Annotated in this window: 23 protein-coding genes; 12 read left to right on the top strand and 11 right to left on the bottom strand. The window is 75.7% G+C overall.

The window, feature by feature from the left end; translation table 11 throughout:
• The first annotated feature begins 37 nt into the window (after window positions 1-37).
• Window positions 38-2,053 (top strand): HelD family protein, encoded by a 2,016-nt coding sequence (locus ACWIX3_RS02885; RefSeq protein ID WP_448610575.1) that lies wholly within the window; start codon window positions 38-40, stop codon window positions 2,051-2,053.
• 100 nt (window positions 2,054-2,153) lie between these two features.
• On the top strand, window positions 2,154-4,565 hold the full coding sequence (locus ACWIX3_RS02880; RefSeq protein WP_448610574.1) for a transglycosylase domain-containing protein: 2,412 nt from the start codon (window positions 2,154-2,156) through the stop codon (window positions 4,563-4,565).
• Here the strand turns inward: ACWIX3_RS02880 and ACWIX3_RS02875 are convergent.
• Genes ACWIX3_RS02875 through ACWIX3_RS02865 form a run of 3 tightly spaced genes read right to left on the bottom strand, consistent with a single transcriptional unit; the run spans window position 4,550 to window position 7,201 of the window.
• Complete coding sequence (locus tag ACWIX3_RS02875) at window positions 4,550-5,398, bottom strand: YihY/virulence factor BrkB family protein (protein WP_448610573.1); 849 nt, start codon at window positions 5,396-5,398, stop codon at window positions 4,550-4,552. The genes ACWIX3_RS02880 and ACWIX3_RS02875 overlap by 16 nt on opposite strands.
• Window positions 5,392-6,945 carry a phytoene desaturase family protein gene (locus ACWIX3_RS02870; protein ID WP_448610572.1) on the bottom strand — a complete coding sequence of 518 codons (1,554 nt, stop codon included), beginning with the start codon at window positions 6,943-6,945 and terminating at the stop codon, window positions 5,392-5,394. Before ACWIX3_RS02870 ends, ACWIX3_RS02875 begins: the two co-directional genes overlap by 7 nt.
• Window positions 6,946-6,988: 43 nt before the next feature.
• Window positions 6,989-7,201, bottom strand: coding sequence for a hypothetical protein (locus ACWIX3_RS02865; protein ID WP_448610571.1), 213 nt, complete (start codon window positions 7,199-7,201; stop codon window positions 6,989-6,991).
• 363 nt (window positions 7,202-7,564) lie between these two features.
• Between ACWIX3_RS02865 and ACWIX3_RS02860 the strand changes: the two genes are divergently transcribed.
• A complete protein-coding gene (locus tag ACWIX3_RS02860) occupies window positions 7,565-8,614 on the top strand; it encodes a C40 family peptidase (protein WP_448610570.1) in 1,050 nt (349 codons plus the stop codon).
• A gap of 62 nt (window positions 8,615-8,676) precedes the next feature.
• Here the strand turns inward: ACWIX3_RS02860 and ACWIX3_RS02855 are convergent, their stop codons facing one another.
• Window positions 8,677-9,231 (bottom strand): hypothetical protein, encoded by a 555-nt coding sequence (locus ACWIX3_RS02855; protein ID WP_448610569.1) that lies wholly within the window; start codon window positions 9,229-9,231, stop codon window positions 8,677-8,679.
• Window positions 9,232-9,294: 63 nt separating this feature from the next.
• Between ACWIX3_RS02855 and ACWIX3_RS02850 the strand changes: the two genes are divergently transcribed.
• The gene (locus ACWIX3_RS02850) at window positions 9,295-9,630 is read left to right on the top strand and encodes a DUF3817 domain-containing protein (RefSeq protein ID WP_448610568.1); all 336 of its coding nucleotides are present in this window, start codon (window positions 9,295-9,297) and stop codon (window positions 9,628-9,630) included.
• Window positions 9,631-9,656: 26 nt separating this feature from the next.
• A complete protein-coding gene (locus ACWIX3_RS02845; protein WP_448610567.1) occupies window positions 9,657-10,982 on the top strand; it encodes a serine hydrolase domain-containing protein in 1,326 nt (441 codons plus the stop codon).
• A 17-nt stretch (window positions 10,983-10,999) separates the two neighbouring features.
• Here ACWIX3_RS02845 and ACWIX3_RS02840 read toward each other — a convergent pair whose 3' ends face one another.
• The 4 genes from ACWIX3_RS02840 to ACWIX3_RS02825 all read right to left on the bottom strand — a co-directional run bounded on the left by ACWIX3_RS02840 (window position 11,000) and on the right by ACWIX3_RS02825 (window position 13,044).
• On the bottom strand, window positions 11,000-11,620 hold the full coding sequence (locus ACWIX3_RS02840; protein ID WP_448610566.1) for a pyridoxamine 5'-phosphate oxidase family protein: 621 nt from the start codon (window positions 11,618-11,620) through the stop codon (window positions 11,000-11,002).
• A 124-nt stretch (window positions 11,621-11,744) separates the two neighbouring features.
• Window positions 11,745-12,260 carry a hypothetical protein gene (locus ACWIX3_RS02835; RefSeq protein WP_448610565.1) on the bottom strand — a complete coding sequence of 172 codons (516 nt, stop codon included), beginning with the start codon at window positions 12,258-12,260 and terminating at the stop codon, window positions 11,745-11,747.
• A 41-nt stretch (window positions 12,261-12,301) separates the two neighbouring features.
• Window positions 12,302-12,442 carry a hypothetical protein gene (locus tag ACWIX3_RS02830; protein ID WP_448610564.1) on the bottom strand — a complete coding sequence of 47 codons (141 nt, stop codon included), beginning with the start codon at window positions 12,440-12,442 and terminating at the stop codon, window positions 12,302-12,304.
• Complete coding sequence (locus ACWIX3_RS02825) at window positions 12,439-13,044, bottom strand: hypothetical protein (protein WP_448610563.1); 606 nt, start codon at window positions 13,042-13,044, stop codon at window positions 12,439-12,441. The genes ACWIX3_RS02830 and ACWIX3_RS02825 overlap by 4 nt, the downstream gene beginning before the upstream one ends.
• A 160-nt stretch (window positions 13,045-13,204) precedes the next feature.
• Here ACWIX3_RS02825 and ACWIX3_RS02820 point away from each other — a divergent pair, with 160 nt between their 5' ends.
• Window positions 13,205-13,507 (top strand): DUF3253 domain-containing protein, encoded by a 303-nt coding sequence (locus tag ACWIX3_RS02820; RefSeq protein ID WP_448610562.1) that lies wholly within the window; start codon window positions 13,205-13,207, stop codon window positions 13,505-13,507.
• A gap of 7 nt (window positions 13,508-13,514) precedes the next feature.
• Here ACWIX3_RS02820 and ACWIX3_RS02815 read toward each other — a convergent pair whose 3' ends face one another.
• Complete coding sequence (locus ACWIX3_RS02815) at window positions 13,515-14,003, bottom strand: Lrp/AsnC family transcriptional regulator (RefSeq protein WP_448610561.1); 489 nt, start codon at window positions 14,001-14,003, stop codon at window positions 13,515-13,517.
• 217 nt (window positions 14,004-14,220) lie between these two features.
• Here ACWIX3_RS02815 and pdhA point away from each other — a divergent pair, with 217 nt between their 5' ends.
• The 6 genes from pdhA (at window position 14,221) to ACWIX3_RS02785 (ending at window position 20,573) form a co-directional block, all read left to right on the top strand.
• Window positions 14,221-15,357 carry a pyruvate dehydrogenase (acetyl-transferring) E1 component subunit alpha gene (gene pdhA / locus ACWIX3_RS02810; RefSeq protein WP_448610560.1) on the top strand — a complete coding sequence of 379 codons (1,137 nt, stop codon included), beginning with the start codon at window positions 14,221-14,223 and terminating at the stop codon, window positions 15,355-15,357.
• The gene (locus tag ACWIX3_RS02805; protein WP_448610559.1) at window positions 15,354-16,334 is read left to right on the top strand and encodes an alpha-ketoacid dehydrogenase subunit beta; all 981 of its coding nucleotides are present in this window, start codon (window positions 15,354-15,356) and stop codon (window positions 16,332-16,334) included. Before pdhA ends, ACWIX3_RS02805 begins: the two co-directional genes overlap by 4 nt.
• A 3-nt stretch (window positions 16,335-16,337) precedes the next feature.
• Window positions 16,338-17,819: a dihydrolipoamide acetyltransferase family protein gene (locus ACWIX3_RS02800; RefSeq protein WP_448610558.1), complete on the top strand. Its 1,482-nt coding sequence runs from the start codon at window positions 16,338-16,340 to the stop codon at window positions 17,817-17,819.
• Window positions 17,820-17,978: 159 nt separating this feature from the next.
• Window positions 17,979-18,818: an alpha/beta hydrolase gene (locus ACWIX3_RS02795; protein WP_448610557.1), complete on the top strand. Its 840-nt coding sequence runs from the start codon at window positions 17,979-17,981 to the stop codon at window positions 18,816-18,818.
• A 40-nt stretch (window positions 18,819-18,858) separates the two neighbouring features.
• On the top strand, window positions 18,859-20,028 hold the full coding sequence (locus ACWIX3_RS02790; RefSeq protein ID WP_448610556.1) for an AGE family epimerase/isomerase: 1,170 nt from the start codon (window positions 18,859-18,861) through the stop codon (window positions 20,026-20,028).
• A 77-nt stretch (window positions 20,029-20,105) separates the two neighbouring features.
• A complete protein-coding gene (locus ACWIX3_RS02785) occupies window positions 20,106-20,573 on the top strand; it encodes an SRPBCC family protein (protein ID WP_448610555.1) in 468 nt (155 codons plus the stop codon).
• A gap of 184 nt (window positions 20,574-20,757) precedes the next feature.
• On the opposite strand, the gene ACWIX3_RS02780 is transcribed toward ACWIX3_RS02785, so the two are convergent.
• Both ACWIX3_RS02780 and ACWIX3_RS02775 read right to left on the bottom strand, forming a co-directional pair.
• Complete coding sequence (locus ACWIX3_RS02780; protein ID WP_448610554.1) at window positions 20,758-21,018, bottom strand: HPr family phosphocarrier protein; 261 nt, start codon at window positions 21,016-21,018, stop codon at window positions 20,758-20,760.
• 50 nt (window positions 21,019-21,068) lie between these two features.
• Entirely contained in the window at window positions 21,069-23,207 is a 2,139-nt protein-coding gene (locus ACWIX3_RS02775) for a PTS fructose transporter subunit IIABC (protein ID WP_448610553.1), read from the bottom strand.
• Between the last annotated feature and the right edge of the window lie 5 nt (window positions 23,208-23,212).

Below are 23,212 nucleotides of genomic sequence, written 5' to 3'. Positions count from 1 at the left end.
TCTCCCCGGGCTCCGCCGGGAGTAACGTCCTCCGACCGTGTCCTCCGCATCGAGCGAGACGACCACCGCCCCCGATACCGTCCTCACCGCCGAGCGCGCCCACCTGGCGCGCGCGGCCGACTGCCTGACCGCCATGCGTTCGGCCGCCTCCGCCGTCGTCGACGCCGGCGTCGACGCCTGGGCCTCCGAGCGGCTCGGCGCCGCCCGGGCGGAGCGGCTGCGGGCGCTGGCCGCCGACCCCGGGGTCCCCCCGTTCTTCGGGCGCACCGACACCGATGCCGGGGAGGTCTTCCACATCGGACGCCGGCACGTGCGCGACACCGACGGCACCCCGGTCGTCATCGACTGGCGGGCGCCGATGAGCCGGCCGTTCTACCGGGCCGGCGCCGCCGATCCGCAGGGGCTGGTACGCCGCCGCCGCTTCGGCTTCTCCGGCGGCGAGCTGACCAGTTTCGAGGACGAGCTGCTCGGCGCCGGGGAGGCCGCGCCCAGCCGGCTGCTCGAGCAGGAGATCGAGCGCCCGCGCTCCGGGCCGATGCGGGACATCGTCGCCACCATCCAGCCCGAGCAGGACGCCATCGTGCGGGCGCCGCTGGCCGAGTCCATCTGCGTGCAGGGCGCACCCGGAACCGGCAAGACCGCCGTCGGCCTGCACCGGGCGGCCTACCTGCTATACACGCACGGCGGACAGCTGGCCCGCACCGGCGTGCTCGTCGTCGGGCCCAACCGCGCGTTCCTCCGCTACATCGAGCAGGTGCTGCCCACCCTCGGCGAGGTCGACGTCGAGCAGACCACCGTCGCGGAGCTGACCGCCCGGGTGCCGGTGCGCGCCGCCGACGCACCGGAGGTCGCCGTCCTCAAAGGCGACGCCCGCCTGGCCGAGGTGCTGCACCGCGCCCTGTGGGGCTCGATCGCCAAGCCGGCGGACGACGTCCAGGTGCCGCTGGCCGGGCGCTGCCGCCGCGTGCCGGTCGAGCGGCTCAAGCGGTACGTCGACGACCTGCGCCGCCGCGGCCGGGCCGGCGAGGACCAGCAGGTGCTGCACCACGCCGCCGGGCGGGAGCGGCTGGCGATGCTGCTGGCCGAGGACGCCCGCCGCCAGGCCGAGGCCGCCGGCGGCAGCCCCACGGACGCCGAGACCCGCCGGGCGGCCCGCAGCGCCGAGGTGCGCGCGTTCTGCGACGCGGTCTGGCCGGCGTGGGACGCCGCGGAGCTGGTGCACACCCTGCTGACCGATCCCGCCGTGCTGGCCCGGGCCGCCCGCGGCGTGCTCGACGACGCCGAGCAGGCACTCCTGCTCCGCCCGGCCGGCCCGCTGCGCAGCGCCCCGTGGACCGAGGCCGACGCAGTGCTGGTCGACGAGGTAGCCGGCCTGCTGGAGCGCACCGCCGGCTACGGCCACGTGGTCGTCGACGAGGCGCAGGACCTCTCGCCCATGCAGTGCCGGGCGATCGCCCGCAGGCTGGCGGCCGGGTCGCTCACCGTGCTCGGCGACCTCGCACAGGCCACGAGTCCGTGGTCGGCGGCCGACTGGGGTCGCACGCTGGCCGGCCTGGGTCGTCCCGGCACCGCGGTCCGGCCGCTCACCCGCGGCTACCGCGTGCCCGGGGAGGTGCTCGAGTACGCCAACCGGCTGCTGCCGGCGATCGCCCCGGGCCTGCCGGCCGCCACCGCGGTGCGCCGCGGGCCCGGCTCGCTGCGCATCCGGGCCGACGGGCCGCTGCCGGACGTGGTCCGGGAGCTCGCCGCGATGCCGGGCTCCATCGGCGTCGTCTGCGCCGACGCGGCCGTGCCCGGGGTGGCCGGCGCGCTGGTCGCCGCCGGGTTGCCCGCGACGGTGCTGGGGGACGACGGCGACGCGGGCCGGCTGGCCGTCGTCCCTGCGACGCTGGCCAAGGGCCTGGAGTTCGACGCGGTCGTCGTGGTGGACCCGGGCGCGATCGCCGCCGCCGAGCCCCGAGGGCTGCACCGGCTCTACGTCGTCCTGACCCGGGCGGTCAGCACCCTGGTCGTGCTGCACGCCGGTGACCTGCCGGAACTGCTCACGGCGTGACGCGTGTGCCGCGCGGGTCCTGGTGGACCGGCCCGCACGGCGCGGGTGGTTGTGGACGACGCCGATTGCTGATCGAGTGGCACTCCACGGAAGGGGGCGCATGGACCTGCGCACCGACGCACGGGTCAGGACGGTGCTCAAGCTCGCCGCCACGGTCGTGGTGGCCGGAGCGCTCGTCGCGGGACTCCTCTTCCCCTGGGTCGGCGGCCCCGCGGTGGCCGCCCAGCAGTCGAGCAGCCTGCTCGGCGACCTGCCGACCGAGCTCACCGTCGACGCCCCGCCGGCCAACACCGTGCTGCTGGCCGCCAACGGCGAGGTCATCACCTCCTTCTACGAGGAGAACCGCGCCCCGGTGACCGGCGACCGCATCGCCGAGGTCATGAAGCGGGCGATGGTCGCCATCGAGGACGCCCGGTTCTACGCGCACCACGGTCTCGACGTGCAGGGCACCACGCGCGCGCTGCTGACCAACATCGCCGCCGGCGGGGTGCAGGAGGGCGGGTCGACGCTCACCCAGCAGCTGGTGAAGCAGACCCTGCTGCAGACCTCCGACACCCCGGAGGAGCGCCGCGCGGCCACCGAGCAGACGCTGGGCCGCAAGCTGCGCGAGGCCCGCATGGCGCTGGCCCTCGAGGACGCCTACTCCAAGGACGAGCTGCTCACCCGCTACCTGAACATCGTCTACTTCGGGCGGAACGCCTACGGCGTGCAGCCGGCCGCGCAGGCCTTCTTCGGCGTCGACGCCGCCGCGCTCACCCTGCCGCAGGCGGCGCTGCTGGCCGGCCTGGCGCAGAGCCCGACCGAGGACGACCCGTTCACCGACCCGGAGGCGGCCACCGCGCGCCGCAACGAGGTGCTCTCGCGGATGGCCGAGCAGGGCCTGGCCGACCCCGCGGAGGCCACCGCCGCGCAGGCCGCCCCGCTGGGCCTCGCGCCCGCGCCGGCCCCGCGCCGCGGCTGCGCCGAGGCGACGGTCGGCGCGTTCGCCTGCGACTTCGTGCAGCGCTACCTGGTGCAGGACCTCGGGCTGACCCAGCAGCAGCTGGACAACGGCGGCTACGTCATCCGGACCACCCTGGACGCCGACCTGCAGCGGGCCGGGGACGCCGCCGTCCTGGAGACCCGGCCGATGGGCGACTCGCTGGCCGCGATGTTCACGGCGGTGGAGCCGGGCACCGGCCACCTGCTGGCGATGAGCGTCAACCGGGTGTTCGGCTACGACCAGCGCGACCCGGCCCAGGAGTCGTTCAACCTCAACCTCGCCGCCAGCAAGGGTTCCGGCTCCACCTACAAGGTCTTCACCGCTGCCGCGGCCCTGGAGCGGGGCTTCTCGCGGTACTACACGCTGACGACCTCGGACCCCTACGTGTCCCGCGTCTACCGGGACGGCGCCAGGCCCTACGACGTCGAGAACGCCGGTACCTACCGTTCGACGCTCGACCTCACCACTGCGCTGTACCAGTCGTCGAACACCTACTTCCTCGCGCTCGAGGACGCCCTCGGCAGCGTCGAGGAGCCGGTGCGGATGGCCGAGCGGATGGGGTTGTTCCAGTTCAGCGACCCGGCCCTGCCGCAGCGGATCATCGACGAGAACCGCGGGTCGTTCACCTTCGGCTCGGAGGCCACCAGCCCGCTGGCCCTGGCCAGCGCCTACTCGACGCTGGCGGCCGGCGGCACCCAGTGCGACGTCGTCCCGGTGACCGCGGTGCTCGACCAGCACGGCGAGCCCGTGCTCGCGTCCGACGGCGAGCCGCTCGCGGTGGGCGACCGCTGCACCCCCGAGGCCATCCGCCCGGGTGTGGCCAACACGCTGAACCAGATGCTGCGCAAGGACGTCGAGCCGGGTCAGTCCGGCGCGACCGGCACCCGCGCCTACGTGGCGGGGCACCAGATCGCCGGCAAGACCGGGACGGCGCAGGACAACGACTCGATCGCCTTCGTCGGGTACACCCCTGAGATCACCGCGAGCGTCATGGTGCTCAACCCGAAGGAGAAGCAGAACGTCGGCGGCTTCGGCGGCGGCAAGGCGGCCACCATCTGGCGCGATGCGATGGCCCCGATCCTGCAGGCCCGGGGCAGCGGGGAGTTCCCCCCGGCCGACGAGGTCGTGGAGAACGGCAACACCCGCCCGGTCCCGGGCTGCACGTCGGTACGGGCCTGCCGGGCAGCGCTGGCGGACGCCGGCTTCGAGCACCGCACCGTCGAGGTGGACAGCGCACGGCGCGCAGGGGTCCTGCTGGGCACCAGCCCGCCGCGCGGCGGCCGGGCGGTGCCGGGCCAGGTCGTCTCCATCCTGGTCAGCAACGGCGAGGACTACGTCGCGCCGAGGCCCGAGCCGGAACCCGAGCCGGCGCCGCGACAGCAGCAGCCGGACCCGTCCGCCCCATCGGACGAGCCCCCGCCGTCGTCCCCGGAGCCCGCCGAGCCGGCTCCCGAGCGGGACCAGGACGAGGACCGGGACGAGGACCGGGACCAGGACCGGGGCCAGGACTGGGATCAGGACGAGGGCTGAGCTCCCCTGCGGAGCCGGTCGTCGAGGGACTGGGTGAGCAGCCAGCCCCCGATCACGACCAGGTGCAGCAGGAACAGCCAGAGGCTGATCGCCACGACCGCGCCGACCACCGTCAGCCCGCCGAACGGCGCGCCCAGCGCCAGCGGCAGGGCCAGGAAGATCGCGAAGCCCTGCAGGAAGCCCGAGAGGCAGGCGGCGGTGAACAGCACGCCGGACACCAGCGCCGGCCAGCGCAGGTTCCCGGCCGCGACCACGCCGAAGCCCCACAGCAGGGGCACGGTGAGCGCGAAGAGCACCGAGTAGTAGCCGACGGCGAAGGCACCCAGCCCGCTGCCCTGCTCGGTGAGCTCCACCATCACTGACGCCGCCACCAGCAGCGCGTACATCAACAGCGGCGTGGCCAGCACCAGGGGCAGCGCCAACAGCCGGCCGCGCCAGCCGGTCAGCCGGTCCTGGCGGGGAGTGAAGCGCAGCAGCGCCCGGCGCAGCCCCTCGCCGTAGAACGACAGCGGGACCAGGGCCAGGACGAAGCCGAGCAGGTCCAGGCCGGTGCCGGCCTCGGCCAGCGTCCGCAGCGCCCCGGGGGCGCCCAGCTCCGGCGGCAGCAGCTGGGCCAGTCGGTCGCCGAGCTCGCGCACCCGCTCGGCCGAGGTGAGCAGCGCGGTCAGCGAGAAGGCGACCAGCAGCAGCGGCACCACGGCGATGCCGGCGTAGAAGGTCAGCCCGGCAGCGATCAGCGCGACGTCCCGGCCGCGCAGCTGCTCGGCGGCGCCGCGCAGCAGCGACGTCGTCTCGGCGCGCAGTCGGCGCGCCGTCCAGGCGCGCCTCAGCACCGGTCCAGCAGGGCGCGGGCCGCCGCGTACCCGCCCAGGCCGCTGACCGCGCCGCCGCGCACGGTGCCGCCCGAGGAGGCCGCGACGACCCGCGGGTGCGCCGTCGCCACGCCCCAGGTACCGACCTCCTCCGGCGTCGCGGCGACGGGCCAGGACAGGTCGCCGTGGAAGATGTGCCCCCCGGGCATCGCGAGGGACGCCTCGACGTCCAGCGGCGAGGCCGCCTGCAGGCACGGCCGGCCCTCGGCGTCGCGCGCCAGGCAGTCCAGCAGCGGCTCGGCCAGGTGCGCGTCGAGCTGGGCCACGACCCGGCGCACCGCCTCGTCCCGGGTGCCGTCGGGGTCGTCGCGGAACAGCGCCGCCGGGGTGTGCAGTCCGAAGAGGGTGAGGGTGTGCCAGCCGGCGGCCCGCTCGGCCGGGCCGAGCACCGTCGGGTCCGTCAGCGAGTGGCAGTAGACCTCGAAGGGGACGACGTCGGGCAGCTCCCCGGCCGCCGCCTGCGCGTGCGCCGCGTCGAGCTGGGACGCCGCCTCGTCGACGTGGCAGGTGCCGGCGAACGCGACGGCCGGGTCCACACCGGAACGCAGGCGGGGCAGCCGCGCCAGCACCATGTTGACCTTGAGCTGGGCGCCGTCCGCCGAGGGCCGCGGGGCCGCGCCGAGCAGACGGTCGAGCACGGTGGGGGCGGCGCCGCCGACCACCCAGCCGGCGTCCACGGCCCGCTCGGTGCCGTCGTCGTCGGTCCAGTGCACGGTCGCGCCGTCGTCCCGCGGCTCGACGGCCGTCACCTGGGCCCGGGTGACCAGCTCCGCGCCGGCGCCGCGTGCGGCGGCGGCCATCGCGCCGGTGACCGCGCCCATCCCGCCGACCGGCACCCGCCAGCGCCCGGTGCCGTTGCCGACCACGTGGTACAGGAAGCAGCGCCCGGCCAGGCCGTCGGCGGCGTGCACGTCGGCGTACGTGCCGATCAGCCCGTCGGTGAGCGCCACACCGCGGACGACGTCGTGCGACAGCGCGTCGGCGACCACGTCGGCCAGCGGACGCTCGCGCAGGTCGTGCCACAGCTGCGGGTCACGCAGCCGCCCGGCCAGCTCGGCCGGCGAGAGCAGCGGCTCGGTCAGCGTCGGGGCGAGGTCCTCGGCGAGCGTGGCGACCCGGCCGTAGAACCGCTGCCAGGCCGCCAGCTCGGCGTCCGAGCCGGTCAGCGCCCGGAAGGACGCCGCGGTCGCCGGGCCCTCGTCCCGCTCCACGAGCAGCCCCGGCCGGCCGGGGACGGCGGTGTACGAGGCGACCGCGCGGTCGGCCAGCGTGACCTGTAGGCCGAGGTCGGCCACCACCCGGTCGGGCAGCAGGCTCACCAGGTAGGAGTAGGCCGAGAGCCGGACGTCGACGCCGGGGAACACCTGCCGGCTGACCGCGGCACCGCCGGCCTCAGCGAGTCGTTCCAGCACCAGCACCGACCAGCCGGCGCGGGCCAGGTACGCCGCGGCGACCAGCCCGTTGTGCCCGGCTCCCACGACGACGGCGTCGTACCTGCGCGCACCCACCGGCGGACCGTAGCCGGAGGCCCGTGTCATCCCCGCACCGCGGTCAGCCCTCGCCGTCGTCCTCCTGGTCGGTCTGCTGCTCGTTGTCCTGCTCGGTGTCCTGGCAGAGCTCCTCGTCGGTCGAACCGGCCTCGGCGGCGTTGCACTCGCCCTCGCCGCGGTCCAGGTCGGTGTTGCCGCCGGTCCCCGTGCTGGCGCCACACCCGGTCAGAGCGGCGACGGTGGCCAGCACGACCAGGGGTCGCTTGAGATCCATGACCCCTGCGTGCCCCGCGGCACCCGCGGTGAACCCCGTCCGTCACACCCGCCCCGCTCGTTCGCGGTGACCGGCGCAGTTGAGTCGAAAGTCCACCAGATCACAGGGGGGCGATTGTCACGGCGGCGTCACGGCCCTTACGGTGTGTGCATCCGCCGGGGCGCTCCGTCACCAGCCTGGGTGACACCCCGCGGATGCCGCCGAGCCGGCGCTCTCCTCCCCGGGAGCGCGGGGCCGGGGACCCACCGAACCACTGGGGTGAAGCGCACGCCGGCACCGCGGCCGGCCGCGCCGGGCACATCCAGCCCGAACCCGTCAGCTGACCCGGTAGGCGGCCGTGGATGAACGGAGTGCCGCCGCACCATGGCGACCCCTCGCGCCGCCCGCCGCGCCGCCCTCGTCCTCGCCGGCGCCATCGGCCTCGCCCTGGCGCCCGCGCCCGCCGGTGCCGAGGAGCCGACCAGCGCCGCGGAGGCCGCGGCCCTCGTGGCCGCCCGCGGCCACGAGCTGGAGGTCCTCACCGAGGAGTTCAACGAGGCCCGGGAGGTGCTGGCCGGCCAGCAGGGGGCTGCGCAGGCGGCCGCCGCGGCGGTGACCGAGGCGCAGACGGCGGTCACCACCGCCCGGGAGTCGGTCATCGGAGTCGCCCGCAGCGCCTTCACCGGCGACACCATGGGCTCGTTCCAGGCGCTGATGACCAGCGACTCCGCCGACGAGTTCGTCAACCGGGTGACCCTGCTGCAGGCGGTGGCCGGCCACCAGGGCGAGCTGCTCGAGGCGGCGGTCGCCGCCGGAGAGGTCGCCGCGCAGGCACGCATCGTCGCCGACCGGGCCGCCGCCGAGGCGCAGACGCAGTACGACGCGGTCGCCCGCCAGCAGGCCGACCTGGAGGCGCAGATCGCCGAGTACCAGGCCGACTACGCCCGGCTCTCGGCCGAGGAGCGGCGGGCGGCGCTGGAGGCGGCCGCGGCCGCTCACGGCGCCGGCGAGGGCGGCCGGGCCAGCCGCACCGAGCGCGAGGCGCCGGCGGTGTCCTCCGCGCCCGTGGCGGTCGCCGGCGGTTCGCTCCAGGCGGTCGTCGACCGCGCGCTGGCCCAGCGCGGCAAGCCCTACGTGTGGGCGGCGTCGGGGCCGGGCTCCTTCGACTGCTCCGGCCTGGTGCAGTACGCGTTCCAGGCGGCCGGGATGAGCCTGCCGCACTCCAGCCGCATGCAGTCGCAGATGGGCACCCCGGTGTCCCGCGCCGAGGCGCAGGCCGGCGACCTGGTCGCCTTCTACAGCCCGGTGAGCCACATCGGCATCTACCTGGGCAACGGGCAGATGGTGCACGCGCCGACGTCCGGTGACGTCGTCAAGGTCGCCAGCGTGGACAACATGGGCGCGACGCCGAAGTTCAACCGCATCGCGGGGTGAAGGAGCCCGTCCTCCCCACCCTTCGCAGGCTCAGGGCGGGGCCGGGACGGGGCCGCCGGGTGTCACTGCCGGTGGACCTGCTGGAGCAGGCCCCAAACGAAGCGGGCGCGGACGTCGCCGGGCAGGTGCACCTCCCAGCGGGTGACCACCCCGGGATCGACGCTCGTCGCCCCGCGCAGGCCGACCACGTCGTCCAGCGTGTGCTCCCACACCCGCAGCCGGCCCGGCGTGGCCTGCGGCACCGGGGAGCCCGGTGCGCGCACCAGGTGCTCCTGCAGCACGCTGCCGCCCGGGCCGGTGAGCACCTCCCAGTACAGGTGCGGCCACAGCGGCAGGGGCCAGCGCCGCACCTCCAGGTCGAGGTCGCCGAAGCGGCGGTCCTCGGTCTCCTCGGGTGGGCCGAGCACGGCAGAGCGCAGCGCCAGCCCGCGCGGCGCCCGGGACGAGTGCTGCAGCGCCTGCCAGCGGGTGTGCGCCGCCTGCGCCTCCGCGCGGGTGGCGCCGAGCCGGGGCAGCGCCTCGGCCACCAGGTCCGGCCGCAGGTCGGCCATCCGGCGCAGCAGCACCAGGCAGAACTCGCGCCGCGCCAGACCCCGCACGGCCGCCGACCCTGCCACGGGGGGGACGGTGGTGCGGGTCACCGCGACCGGCGCGCCCGGGGCACCGCGCCGTCGGGGACCATGGGCGGCGTGACCCCGCGCGCCGTCGCCCTCGCCTTCCGTGCCGTCGCCCTCGCCGAGGCGTGTTCCTGGGTGGGGCTGCTGTTCGGGATGTTCGTCAAGTACGTCCTGGCGACCTCCGAGCGCGGGGTGCAGATCTTCGGCCCGATCCACGGCGGCATCTTCGTCGCCTACGTCGTCGTCGCGGTCGTGGCCGCCCGGGTGCTGCGCTGGAACGCCGGGACCACGCTGCTCGCCCTCGCCGCCTCGGTGCCGCCCCTGGCCACCCTCTGGTTCGACCGCTGGGCCACCCGGACCGGCCGGCTGCCCGTGCCCGAGGCGGCGCCCACCTCCTGACCCGCGGCTCGCTAGCGTCTGAGCCCGTGCCCGACGCCGTCCTGCCGTCCACCGCCCGCCTGCTCCTGGCCCGCACCGCGCGCGTGCAGCGCGACGGCCGGGCGCCCGGCCTCGTCGCGGGCGTCGTCCGGGACGGCGGGCTGGCCTGGTCGGCCGGGCGCGGCGACGTCCCGGAGCCGCACACCGACGTGCAGTACCGGCTGGGGTCGATCAGCAAGACCGTCACCGCGGTCGCCGTGCTGCGGCTGCGCGACGAGGGCCGGGTGCACCTCGACGACCCGCTCGACCGGCACGTGCCCGGGACCCCGCTCGGCGACCGCACCGTCGGGCAGCTGCTCGCCCACGTCGCCGGCGCTGCGGCGGAGAGCCCGGGCGCGTGGTGGGAGCGGACGCCGGGCGGCTCGCTCGCGGACCTGCGGCTCGCCCCGGAGCACGTCGTCCTCGGCGCCGCCCGCCGGTTCCACTACTCCAACCTCGGCTTCGGCCTGCTGGGCGAGCTGGTCGCGCGACTGCGCGGACGGTCCTGGGAGGACGTCGTCGCCGCCGAGGTGCTCGACCCCCTCGGCATGACCCGGACGACGCCCCGGCCGGTCGCGCCCGCAGCCGAGGGGCGCGCGGTGCACCCGTGGGCCGACGTCGTCCTGCCCGAGCCTGAGCACGACGCCGGCGTGATGGCCGCCGCCGGGCAGCTGTGGGCGACGCTGGCCGACCTCGCCCGCTTCGCCGCCTTCCTGCTCGGCGACACCGGGGACGTGCTCGACCCCGCGACCCTGGAGGAGATGACCGTGCCCGCGGGTGTGGACTCCTCCGCACCCGGGTGGTCGGCGTACGGACTGGGCCTGCAGGTGCTGCGGGTCGACGGGCGCACCCTGGTCGGACACGGCGGCTCGATGCCCGGCTTCCTCGCCGGCGTCCTCGTCGACCGCGAGGAGCAGACCGGCGCGGTCTCGCTGGCCAACACGACCACCGGCCTGGACCCGCTGGTCCCCGGCCTGCTCGCCGACCTGCGCGCCGCCGAGCCGCACGTCGTCGAGCCGTGGGAGCCGTCGCCGCCGCCGGTGCCGCTGGAGGCCCTCGGCATCTGGTACTGGGGTCCGGGGCCGCACGCGCTGCGGGCGCTGCCCGGCGGACTGCTGCACCTGGGCCCCCTGCCGGGCCGTGCCGGGCGGGCCAGCCGCTTCGCCCGCCGGGACGACGGCACGTGGGTGGGCCTCGACGGCTACTACGCCGGCGAGCCGCTGCGCATCGCCGACGACCACCTGGACCTGGGCACCTTCGTCTTCACCCGGCAGCCCTACGACCCCGACGCCCCGGTGCCCGGTGGCGTGGACGAGGGCGGCTGGCGGGCCTGAGGCGCCCCCGGCCTGCGTCAGCTGCTCGGGTACAGCCCCGCGGAGTACTGCTCGCCGTAGTAGCGCTCGATGTCCTCGAGCCGTTCCCCGCGCCGCTCCAGCCGGTGCGCGATGACCGCCCGCGACGGGACGGCGCCCGGCGCCCAGCTCGCCGGCTCCCACAGCTCCGAGCGCAGGAACGCCTTGGCGCAGTGCGAGAACACCTGCTCGACCTCGACGACCAGCGCCATCAGCGGCCGGTGTCCCCTCACCACCATCCGGTCCAGCAGCGCGGGATCCCGGGTCAGCCGCGCCCGCCCGTTGACGCGCAGCGTGTCGCCCCGGCCGGGGATGACGAACAGCAGCCCGACGTGCGGATTGGCGAGCACGTTGCGGTAGCCGTCGGCCCGCCGGTTGCCCGCCCGCTCCGGCAGGGCGATGGTGCGGTCGTCGAGCACGAGCGCGAACCCGGGCGGGTCGCCCTTGGGGGAGACGTCGCAGCTGCCGTCGACACCGCTGGTGGCCACCAGGCAGAACGGCGAGGCCGCGAGCCACTGCCGGTCCAGCTCGTCGAGGGTGGTCCGCTCCTTGGCGACGGCGGCCCGGGTGGGTTCCCCGAGCAGCTCGGCGAGCTCCGCCTCCGTGGTGATGTCGTGCACCGCGGCATCATGCCCGGCCCGTCCAGGGCACCGCCCCGAGCCCTGACGGCTTCCTTGCAGGGTCCCGCCGCGAGCCTGCGAGGGCGGGGGGCAAGGGGGTCCTTGGAGGGGAGGGCGGGGTCCTTCAGCGGTCGAAGGCGTCCATGGTCGTCTTCACCACCGCGGCGTAGGCGAGGTGCGGGACGATGTCGCTGGCCCAGTCGGTCGCCGACCAGGTGCGCGGGTCGGTGATGCCGAGGACGGTCATCGGCCCGTTGGCGACGACCAGCACGCCCAGCGTGGTCAGCAGCGTGCCGACCAGTGGCTGCGACCGGTACCCCGCCGCGCGCACCAGCCCGACCAGGACGCCGACGCCCACGCCGGCCACCAGCCCGGTGATCGGGCCCAGGCCCTGCACGCGGTTCTGCCGCGTCTCGTCGTCCCCCGGGATCGGCACGTGCGCCCTCTCCGCCAGCTCCTCGACGGTCCGCTCGGGGGTGGCGCTCGCCGGGCGGCCGCGGACGGTCATGTCGAGATAGGTGACGGCGTTGAGCGCGGTGCTGCCCGCCGCGCCGGCCGCCGCGCCGCGCAGGGCCCAGCCCGCCACGCTGATCCCGCGTCGTCCCTTGCCGATGGTCCCCAGCGGGGTGCGCTTCGCCATCCGCCCGGTCTACCCCCGTCGAGCCGTCGCGTACAGCCAGCTCAGCGCGGTGCGGGTCGGCACAGGAACTCGGCCACGAGCCGCGCGCAGCGCTCGCCGGTGCCCCGCAGCAGGCCGACGACGTCCCTCGCCGGGTCGACCGTCGGCCCGTCGACCAGCGGCTCCTCCCGGCGGCAGGTCACCGGACGTCGTCCTCTCGCCTCCCGGCCGTTTCCGGTCCACCGGTCCAACCGGCCGCCCGACGCCGGCGCAGGAGCAGCCCGGCTCCGAACGCCGCCACGACCAGGACGGCGGCGGCCGCCTCGAGGACCGCGCCGGACGGGGTGCCGGGGAACTCGGTGCCGGCGGCCCCGGGCCGGGGAGGAGCCGAGCCGGTGAGCATCTGCACCTCCGCCGCGGCCTCGGCCGTCCACGGCCCCGTGCCGCTGCACAGGCCGGCGGCCAGCCGGCCGTCCTCGCGGGTGGCGAACACCAGGAAGGGGCCGTCCCCGGTGAGCTCCAGACCGCACGAGGCGCCGGACGCGGCCGACACCACGCCCTGACGCGCGGACACCTCCCCGGCGTAGACCGTGTCGACGGCGAAGACGTGCAGGGCCGTGCCGTCCTCGGTGCCGCCGACCACCTCGCGCTCGACCAGGCGCCCGGAGAACACCGCGTCGGCGCGGAGGGCCTGCTCGGTCGCCGTCGCCCCGGCGCAGCTGCACGCCGAGGCCGCCGGGGCCAGCACCCAGCCGGCGAGCACGAGCAGCAGGCCGGCGAGCAGCCCGGTCGTCCAGCGGCGCACGTGCCCAGCATCCCGCGGCCGGCGTCCTCGAACCCGCGACGGGCTCCCGGCGTCCCCCACTCGCGCCGGACACACCGGCTCCGGTCGCTCCTCCCGCCGGCCGTCCTCCACCCCTGCTCCCCCAGCGGAGCACGGGTGGAGATCCGGCGGGGACGGATCGGTGCGGCGAGTGCCGTGGCGCGGCGGCGTCCCGCGCCGCACGCTGGGCGGTGTGGAGGACGTCGACGCGCGGCTGGAGCAGGCGATCGACGCGCTGCTCGACGACCGCCGGGCCGGCGCGACGATCTGCCCCTCGGAGGCCGCCCGCGCCGTCGACCCCGAGGGCTGGCGGGAGCTGATGCCCGCGGCCCGCGCGGCGGCCGGGCGGCTGGCCGCGGCCGGGCAGGTGGAGGTCACCCAGCGCGGCGAGGTCGTCGACGTCGCGACCGCGCGCGGCCCGGTGCGGGTGCGGCGGAGGACCTAGGTGCTGCTCACGGGGCCGGGAGTGGCCGGTCCCCGGCGGCCCGGTCCAGCAGCGGTCCCATGCGGTGGTCGACCAGCCGGCGCAGCGCGAGCGCGGTGTCGGTGCGCTGCACGCCGGGGATGGCCAGCACCCGCTCGGTGATCCGCCAGAGGTCGTCGGCGTCGACCGCGACCACCCGCACCAGCAGGTCGGCGACGCCCGACAGCGCCGTCACCTCGAGCACCTCCGGGATGTCCGCCAGTGCGTCGCCGACGTCGGCCAGGCTGCGCTGCACGACCTGCACGGTCACGTACGCGCCCAGTCGGTAGCCCAGCGCCTCCGGGCGGACCCGGTGCTCGAAGGGCGCCAGCGCGCCGCCGGACTCCAGCCGGGCCAGCCGCGCCTGCACGGTGTTGCGCGCCAGGCCGAGCCGTTGCGACAGGGCCATGACCGTCGCGCGCGGGTCCTCGCCCAGGGCCTGCAGCAGGCGGGCGTCGGTGGCGTCGAGAACCGGCACGTCGCTCAGTCTGACAGGCTCGCGGGCCTCCCGACCGGTCATCGTGCGCGATCCGATCGAGGGATCTTGCGCAGATCGGTGGGTGGGTGTCTGCTCCGGAAGCGGTCGGGTCGTGCCAGGATGTGTGAGTGGCGCCACACCCGGGAGCCACGAGACGTCCACACCGCCCGCGCGAACGGCGACCCCGGCAGCGGCGGACGACGGCGAGGAGGAGCACGTGAGCGTGTCCAGTGCCACCGAGGTGGTCGACCCGGTACCGGGCGCGGAGGCGCCGCACCTGCCCCGGCAACCCGACCTGGTCCAGCTGCTGACCCCCGAGGGCGAGCGGGTCGAGCACCCCGAGTACGCGATCGACCTCGACGACCAGCAACTGCGCGACCTCTACCGCGACCTGGTCCTGGTCCGCCGGTGGGACGTCGAGGCCACCGCCCTGCAGCGCCAGGGCGAGCTGGGCATCTGGGCCTCGCTGCTGGGCCAGGAGGCGGCCCAGGTCGGTGCCGGCCGCGCCCTCGAGCCCGGGGACCACGCCTTCCCGACCTACCGCGAGCACGGCGTGGCCTGGACCCGCGGGGTCGACCCGCTGCACGTCATGAGCCTGTTCCGCGGCGTCGACAACGGCGGCTGGGACCCGGTCGCGACCCGCTTCAACCTCTACACCGTCGTCATCGGCGCGCAGTGCCTGCACGCCACCGGCTACGCCATGGGCGTCCAGCGGGACGGCGCCGAGACCGCCGTGCTGGCCTTCCTCGGCGACGGCGCGACCAGCCAGGGCGAGGTCAACGAGGCGCTGATCTGGGCGGCCAGCTTCTCCGCGCCGGTCGTCTTCTTCTGCCAGAACAACCAGTACGCGATCAGCGTCCCGCTGGAGCGCCAGTCGCGGGTGCCGCTGTACCAGCGCGCCGCCGGCTTCGGCTTCCCCGGCGTCCGGGTCGACGGCAACGACGTCCTCGCCGTCCTGGCGGTGACCCGGGCGGCGCTCGCCGCCGCCCGGGAGGGCCAGGGCCCGACGTTCATCGAGGCGTTCACCTACCGGATGGGCGCGCACACCACCTCCGACGACCCCACGCGCTACCGGCTGGCCAGCGAGCTGGAGGAGTGGAAGCTGCGCGACCCGATCGCCCGGGTCAAGGCCCACCTGTCCCGCAGTGGCATCGCCGACCAGGACTACTTCGACGCCGTCGAGGCCGAGGCCGACGAGCTCGCGGTGCGGATCCGGCGCGGTACGACCGAGATGCCCGATCCGCCGGGGACGGCGATGTTCGACGAGGTCTACGCCGAGCAGACGCCGCACCTGGTCGCGCAGCAGGCGGAGTTCGAGGCCTACCAGGCGAGCTTCGAGGAGGCGTCGGAATGAGCACCGGGACGCTCACCATCGGCAAGGCGCTCAACCTCGGCCTGCGCAAGGCGATGGAGGACGACGCCAAGGTCGTGCTCATGGGCGAGGACATCGGCCGGCTCGGCGGGGTCTTCCGGATCACCGACGGCCTGCAGAAGGACTTCGGCGAGGACCGCGTCGTCGACACGCCGCTGGCCGAGGCCGGCATCCTCGGCACCGCCGTCGGGTTGGCCATGCGCGGCTACCGGCCGGTCTGCGAGATCCAGTTCGACGGGTTCGTCTTCCCCGCCTACAACCAGATCGTCACCCAGGTCGCCAAGATCCACGCCCGCTCGCGCGGGAAGCTGACCATGCCGATCGTCATCCGGATCCCCTTCGGCGGCGGCATCGGCGCGGTCGAGCACCACAGCGAGAGCCCCGAGGCCTACTTCGCGCACACGCCCGGGCTCAAGGTGGTCGCGGTCAGCAACCCGGTCGACGCCTACTGGGGCATCCAGCAGGCGATCGCGCACCCCGACCCGATCGTGTTCCTCGAGCCCAAGCGCCGGTACTGGGACAAGGCCGAGGTGGACACAGCCGCCACGCCGGACCCGCTGTTCGCGTCCCGGGTGGTCCGCGGTGGCGACGACGTCACCGTGCTGGCCTACGGCCCCATGGTGAAGACGGCGCTGCAGGCGGCCGAGGCCGCGGCCGAGGAGGGCCGCTCGCTGGAGGTCGTCGACCTGCGCACGCTGTCGCCCCTGGACCTCGACCCGGTGGTCGAGTCGGTGCGCCGCACCGGCCGCTGCGTCGTCGTCCACGAGGCGCCGGTGACCCTCGGGCTCGGCGCGGAGATCGCCGCGCGGATCACCGAGCAGTGCTTCCACTCCCTGGAGGCGCCGGTGCTGCGCGTGGGCGGCTACGACACGCCCTACCCGCCGTCGAAGCTCGAGGAGGAGTACCTCCCCGACCTCGACCGGGTCCTCGACGTCGTCGACCGTTCGCTGGAGTTCTGAGGCATGGGGACGCTCAAGCAGTTCAAGCTGCCCGACGTCGGCGAGGGGCTGACCGAGGGCGAGATCCTGCAGTGGCTGGTCGCCGTGGGCGACACGGTCACCGTCAACCAGCCGCTCTGCGAGGTGGAGACGGCGAAGGCCGCCGTCGAGCTGCCCTCGCCGTTCGCGGGCACGGTGACCGCGCTGCTGCACGAGGCCGGGGCCACCGTGGACGTCGGGACGCCGATCATCACCATCGACGTCGGCGGGGAGGGCGGGGGAGACGCAGTCGCAGGGGACGGCGCGGCCGCCGCGGAGGGCGAGGTCGCTGCCGGCCTGATCGGCGGCGCGGCTCCCGGGGGCCGGACGGCGGTGCTCGTCGGCTACGGGCCGCGGAACACCGAGGCCCGCCGGCGCCCGCGCCGCGCCGTCCACGCCGCGCCGGCCCCGACCCCCGGCGCCGACTACGGCTCAGGAGGACAGGACCGCCCGCCGCTGCTGACCACCGCGCCGGACATGACCACCAAGCCGGTGCGGCACGGCGGCCTGGAGGTCGGCCGCCAGGCCGAGGCGCACGCGGCGTCGGTGGAGGCGGCGCCGTCGCGCGCGGCCGAGCACGGCCGGCGCCGCCCCCGGCCGCTGGCCAAGCCGCCGGTGCGCAAGCTGGCGAAGGACCTGGGCGTCGACCTGACCGCGCTGACCGGCAGCGGGGACGGCGGGGTGATCACCCGGGCCGACGTGCACGCGGCGGCGGCCGGGTCGTCGCCGGCGCCCGTGACGGAACTCCGCCCGGGCGCGGCGACGACTGCGGGGGAGCAGCGGATCCCGGTGAAGGGGGTCCGCAAGCACACCGCCGCCGCGATGGTGGCCAGCGCGTTCACCGCGCCGCACGTCACCGAGTTCCTCACCGTCGACGTGACCCGGATGGGAAAGCTGCGCTCGCGGATCGCCGCGCGGCCGGAGTTCGCCGGGGTCAAGGTCAGCCCGCTGCTGTTCGTCGCCAAGGCGCTGCTGCTGGCCGTGGGCCGGCACCCGATGGTCAACAGCTCCTGGGACGAGGCCGCGCAGGAGATCGTCGTCCACGGGCAGGTCAACCTCGGCATCGCGGCGGCCACGCCGCGCGGGCTCGTCGTCCCCAACGTCAAGGACGCCGGACGGCTGTCGCTGGCCGAGCTGGCCGGCGCGCTCACGCAGCTGACCGAGACCGCCCGGGCCGGCCGCACCGCTCCGGAGGACATGACCGGCGGCACGATCACGATCACCAACGTCGGCGTCTTCGGCGTCGACACGGGGACGCCCATCCTCAACCCCGGCGAGTCGGCGATCCTCGCCTTCGGGGCGATCCGCGAGCTGCCCTGGGTGCACAAGGGGAAGGTGCGGCCGCGGCAGGTGACGCAGCTGGCGCTGTCGTTCGACCACCGGATCATCGACGGGGAGCTGGGCAGCCGGTTCCTCGCCGACGTCGGGGCCCTGCTGTCGGACCCGGGGACCGCGCTGGCGTTCTGACCGTGCGGGGCCCGGGGCGACCCGGGCCCCGCACGGCTCGCGGGCCCCGGGTCGTTCGGCCCTGGGGGCGGCTCCTGCGCCGCCGCTAGCGTCCGCGGCGCCAGCGCGGGCCGGGCCCGCCGGGTGCGCCCGCGCGCCCGACCCGACGAGAGGCGAGCCATGAGCGACACGCCGACCACGGCGCCCGACACCGTCGTCCTGCTGCACGGACTGTGGATGACCCCGCGCAGCTGGGAGCACTGGGTGCCCCACGTCGAGGCCCGCGGGCTGCGCGTGCTGACCCCCGGCTATCCCGGCTTCGACGTCGAGGTCGAGGCGCTGCGGGCGGACCCGCAGGTCATCGCGGACCTGTCGATCACCGACACGATCGAGCACCTGGCCTCGGTGGTGACCGCTCTCGAGGGGCCTCCGGTGATCATCGGCCACTCCTTCGGCGGCACGCTGACCCAGTTGCTCCTGGCCCGCGGGCTGGGCGCAGCCGGGGTCGCGATCGACTCCGCGCCGACCGAGGGGGTGCGGGTCAACCCACCGTCGCAGCTCCGCGCGCTCTTCCCGTTCCTCCGCAACCCGGCGAACCGGCACCGTGCGGTCGGGTTCACGGCCGAGCAGTTCCACTCCGCGTTCGCCACCACGCTCTCCCGCGAGGAGTCCGACGCGGCCTACGAGCGCTACCACGTCCCCGCGCCGGGGCGCTGGATCTGGGACTACGGGCTGATCGCCAACTTCCGGCCCGGGCACCAGGAGACCTGGGTGGACTACGACCGGGACGACCGGGCGCCGCTGCTGTTCGTCACCGGCGGCGAGGACCGTCTGATGCCGCCGGCGGTGAACCACGCCAACGCCCGGCACTACCGCCGCTCGGCGGCGCTCACGGAGGTGCATGACCTGCCCGGCCGCTCGCACTGGACCTGCGCCGAGCCCGGCTGGGAGGCGGTGGCCGACCTCGCGCTGGACTGGGCGGTCGAGAACGCCGGCCGCGCACCGGTGGCGCGGGCCTGACCGCGCCGCGGACCGAGCGGGCTGCGTAGCGTCGCGGTCCGTGACCGACCTCGACCGGCTGCTGGACTTCGCGGCCCGATCCCGGCTGCCCGGCGGCGGCTTCGGCTACCTCGGCGACGACGGCCGGGTGCGGCCCGAGCAGGGACAGCAGACCTGGATCGTCGCCCGCATGACCCACGTCTTCGGCCTCGCGCAGCTGACCGGCCGGAGCGGCTGGGACGAGCTGGTCCGGCACGGGGTCGAGGCGCTGGCTGCCGGGCCGCTGCACGACGGCGCCCGCGGCGGCTGGTACGCCTCGACCGCCGACGACACCAAGGCCGCGTACGTGCACGCCTTCGTCGTCCTGGCCGGGGCCACGGCCACCACCGCGGGCGCGCCCGGCGGCCGGGAGCTGCTCGACGAGGCGCTGGGCGTCTGGCAGACCCGGTTCTGGGACGACGCCGAGGGCCTGGCGGTCGAGGAGTGGGACGCCGGCTGGTCGCGGCTGTCGGACTACCGCGGCGCCAACGCCAACATGCACGGCGTCGAGGCCTCCCTGGCTGCCGCCGACGCCCTGGGGGACGGCGACCCGCGGGCCGCGCAGCTCCGGCGCCAGGCGCTGCGCACCGTCGAGCGGGTGGTGCACGGCTGGGCGCGCGAGCGGGACTGGCGGCTGCCCGAGCACTTCACCGCTGAGTGGCAGCCGCTGCCCGACCACAACCGCGACGAGCCTGCCCACCCGTTCCGCCCGTACGGCGTGACGGTCGGGCACCAGTTCGAGTGGGCCCGGCTGGCCCTGCACGCGCGGGCCGCGACGCCCGACCCGCCGTCCTGGCTGCTCGAGGACGCGACGGGCCTCGTCGCCGCGGCCGCCTCGCGCGGCTGGGCCGCCGACGGGCACGACGGCTTCCCCTACACGCTGGACTGGGACGACCGGCCGGTGGTGACCTCCCGCATGCACTGGGTGCTGTGCGAGGCGGTCGCCGCGGCGGCGACGCTGGCCGCCGTCACCGGCGACGCCTCCTACCGGCACCTGGCCGCGCACTGGTGGGCGCACGGCGAGGCCCGCTTCGCCGACGCGGGGACCGGCAGCTGGCACCACGAGCTGACGCCGGAGGGCGAGGTCGCCGCAGGCACCTGGGAGGGGCAGCCCGACGCCTACCACCTGGCGCAGGTGCTGCTCCTGTCCGGGCGCCCGGTGCGCGGGAGCGTGGCCGCCGCGCTGGTCTGACGCAGACGATGGAGGTGTCCTGCGCGGCCGGGCGGGTAGAGCCACCACACACCCGATCCCGAGAAGAGGAGCCAATCGTGGCCAGCGTGCAGGAAGCCATCGACGTCGACGTCCCCATCCGGGTGGCCTACGACCAGTGGACGCAGTTCGAGTCCTTCCCGCAGTTCATGGGCGGGGTCGAGCGGATCACCCAGCTCGACGACACGCACACCCACTGGGTGACCAACATCGACGGCGTCAAGCGGGAGTTCGACGCGGAGATCACCGAGCAGCACCCCGAGGAGCGGGTGGCCTGGACCAGCACCAGCGGCGACGCCAAGCACGCCGGTGTGGTCACCTTCCACCGCCTCGACGACACGAAGACCCGCGTCATGATCCAGATCGACTGGGAGCCGACCGGCATCGTCGAGAAGGCCGGCGCGGCGCTGGGCTTCGACGACCGGCAGGTCAAGGCCGACGCCAAGCGGTTCAAGCAGTTCATCGAGAGCCGCGGCACCGAGACCGGTGCCTGGCGCGGCGACGTCCCCCGGCCCGACCAGACCTGAGAGACACCCCCTGCCCCCCGCCGCTCCACGCTCGCGGCGGGACCCTGCAGGGGCCAGGACGGCGCCCGCCCCCTTCTCCAGGGGACGGGCGCCGTCGTCCGTGGGGCCTCGCTGTGGGGCCCGCCGGCCCCGTCCCGGCTCCCACCCTGAGCTCGCGAAGGGTGGGGAGGACGGGGTCCTGCACCTATTCGGCGTCGAGGTCCTGGGCGACCAGGCCTGCGATCTGCTCGAGGACGCCGGGGTCGTCGCTGCTGACGACGACCTCCGTCCCCTGCTTCGCGCCGAGCGTCATGATCATCAATGGCGACCCGGCGTCGACCGGGTTGCCGCCGGGCGTGGCCAGCGTGACCGGGACGCCGGCCTTGCCGACGGCCTCGGCGATGAGAGCCGCCGGCCGGGCGTGCAGCCCGACCCGGGAGCCGACGGTGACGGTCTGACTGGGCATGTGGTTCTCCCTCGTTTCGGGGACGGGGCGGAGGCCTACAGCCTGCTGGTTCAGGCCCGAGCCGGCTGGGTGACCGGGGCGGCGTTGTGCGCGTGGGCCATGTCGACGGCGTCCTCGGGCACGACCTCGGCCTTCGGCCGGCCGATGCTCTTCGCGATGGTGACGGCGATGGCGCCCACCACCGTGCCGGCCAGGATCCCGATGACGAACCACAGGATCCCGGTGATCGCGAAGAGCACGAAGAAGCCGCCGTGCGGGGCCCGCAGCTCGACACCGGCCGCGGCCACGATGGCGCCGGTGGTCGCGCCGCCCAGCATCATCGACGGGATGACCCGCAGCGGGTCGGCCGCGGCGAACGGGATGGCCCCCTCGGAGATGAAGGAGGCGCCCAGCAGCCAGGCCGCCTTGCCGTTGTCGCGCTCGGCCGGCGTGTAGAGCTTCGGCCGGATCGCCGTGCTCAGCGCCATCGCCAGCGGCGGGACCATGCCCGCGGCCATGACGGTCGCCATGATCACCAGCGGGGCGCCGGTGGCGGCGGCGGTCAGCCCGGTGGTGGCGAAGACGTAGGCCGCCTTGTTCACCGGGCCGCCGAGGTCGAAGCACATCATCAGGCCGAGGATGATCCCGAGCACGGCCGCGGAGGTGCCGGTCAGGCCCGTGAGCCAGTTGCCCAGGCCGGTGAGCGCGGCGGCCAGCGGACGGCCGAGGAGGACGGCCATCAGGCCGCTGGAGATCAGCGTCGCGAGCAGCGGGATGATCACGACCGGCTGCAGGCCCCGGACCCCGGTCGGCAGCTTCCAGCGGCTGATCCACAGCGCGGCGAAGCCGGCGATGATGCCGCCGACCAGGCCGCCGATGAAGCCGGCGCCCACCTGGACGGAGACGGCACCGACGACGAAGCCGGGGACGATGCCCGGGCGGTCGGCGATCGCGTAGGCGATGTAGCCGGCCAGCGCCGGGACGAGGAAGCCGAAGGCCGCCTGACCCAGCACGGTGCAGACCGCGCCCAGGTAGCCCCAGAAGCCGTCGTTAAGACCCTCGGTGGCGGCGACGTCGGGCAGGTTGAAGAAGGTGTTGTTCAGGACCCAGTTGAGCGCGTAGCTGTTGCCGTCGGCCGACGACGGGTCGGTGCTGACGATCTGGTACCCGCCGAACAGGAAGCCCAGGGCGATGAGCAGACCGCCCGCGGCGACGAACGGGATCATGTAGCTGACGCCGGTGAGCAGCCAGCGGCGGATCTCCGTGCCGGTGCCCGGTCGGCCGCCCGCGGCCGCAGCGGACTCGTCGGCACCGCCGGCGCCGCCCGGCACCCGGCGGGCGTTCGGGTCGTCGGCGGCGGCCAGCGCCTCGCGGACCATCACGTCGGGCTCGTTGATCGCCCGCTTGGTGCCCGACTGGACGAGCGGCTTGCCGGCGAACCGGTCCCGGTCCCGGACGCCGACGTCGACGGCGAAGATGACCGCGTCCGCGGCCCGGATGACGGCCGGGTCGAGCGGGGTGGCGCCCGAGGAGCCCTGGGTCTCCACGTGCACGTCGACCCCCGCGGCCTCACCGGCGGCGGTGAGCTTGTCGGCGGCCATGTAGGTGTGCGCGATGCCGGTCGGGCAGGCGCTGACGACGACCAGGCTGCGGCGGGCGCCGGCCGCGCCGGTGCCGGCGGCCGGCGCGGCGGCGGGGGTCGCGGCGGTCGCGGCACTCGACGAGCCGGACGCCGCAGGGGCCCCCGCGGGAGCCGGCTCCGGCGCGACGACCTCCTGGACCAGCCGGACGACCTCGTCGGCGGAGCCGGCCGCGCGCAGCGAGGCCACGAACTCCGGCCGCACCAGGGCGCGGGCCAGCGCGGTCAGCAGCGTCAGGTGGTCGGCGTCGCCGTGCGCCGGCGCGGCGATGAGGAACACCAGGTCGGCCGGGCCGTCCGGGGCGCCGAAGTCGACCTTCGGGTCCAGCCGGGCGAAGGCCAGCGAGGCCTCGGTGACCGCCGCCGAGCGGCAGTGCGGGATGGCGATGCCGCCGGGCAGGCCGGTCGCCGCCTGCGCCTCACGGGCCAGCGCGTCGTCGGCGAGGCCGTCGGCGCCCGTGGCCCGCCCGGTGCCGGCGACGAGCCCGGCGAGACGGCGCACCACCGTGCTCTTGTCGGAACCCAGGTCGGCGTCGAGCGCCACCAGGTCTGGGGTGATCAGGTCGGGCATGGCCC

It is taken from the genome of Geodermatophilus sp. URMC 60 (assembly GCF_053502585.1).
Note: the sequence above shows the minus strand (reverse complement) of the source record. Positions and strands in the feature narration are given on the sequence as shown.